Source organism: Streptomyces sp. NPDC001157 (assembly GCF_053598255.1).
In genome coordinates this window covers 413,058-413,927 of record NZ_JBSFJW010000006.1, presented here as the reverse complement: position 1 = coordinate 413,927, position 870 = coordinate 413,058, and the positions used below count along the sequence as shown (strand labels likewise).

Annotated in this window: 1 pseudogene; it reads left to right on the top strand. The window is 66.4% G+C overall.

Going from position 1 to position 870, the window contains the following annotated elements:
• Positions 1–870 (top strand): annotated as a pseudogene (locus ACWDAG_RS14500) (hypothetical protein); the annotation flags it as partial.

Sequence of the window (870 nt, the reverse complement as noted above, 5' to 3'; positions counted from 1 at the left end):
CCGGTGAAGGCCGCGTATCCGGATCATCCGGTGAAGCCTGGTTATCCGCAGCATCCGGTGAAGCCTGGCCATCCGGATCATCCGGTGAGGCCTGCCCATCCTCAGCAGCCGGTGAAGGCCGCGTATCCGGATCATCCGGTGAAGCCTGGTTATCCGCAGCATCCGGTGAAGCCTGGCCATCCGGATCATCCGGTGAGGCCTGCGTATCCGCAGCAGCCGGTGAAGGCCGCGTATCCGGATCATCCGGTGAAGCCTGGCCATCCGGATCATCCGGTGAAGCCTGCGTATCCGCAGCAGCCCGTGAAGCCCGCGTATCCGGCGCAACCTGTGAAGCCTGGCCATCCGCAGCATCCGGTGAAGCCTGCGTATCCGCAGCAGCCGGTCAAGCCTGCCTATCCGCAGCATCCAGTGAAGCCTGCATATCCGCAGCAGCCGATCAAGCCCGCGTTCCCGGTGAAGCCTGCGTATCCGGAAAAGCCGGTCAAGCCCGCGTCTCCGGAGCATCCGGTGAAGCCTGCGTTCCCGGAGCATCCGGTGAAGCCTGCGTTCCCGGAGAAGCCGGTGAAGCCTGCGTTCCCGGAGAAGCCGGTGAAGCCTGCCTTCCCGGAGCATCCGGTGAAGCCCGCGTTCCCGGAGAAGCCGGTGTCTCCGGAGCATCCGGTGAAGCCTGCGTTCCCGGAGAAGCCGGTGAAGCCTGCCTTCCCGGAGCATCCGGTGAAGCCCGCGTTCCCGGAGAAGCCCGCGACCCCGGAGAAGCCGGTCTCTCCGCAGCAGCCGGAGAAGCCTGCCTTCCCGGAGAAGCCCGCGTCTCCGGAGCATCCGGTCAAGCCTGCGTTCCCGGAGAAGCCCGCGACCCCGGAGAAGCCCGCG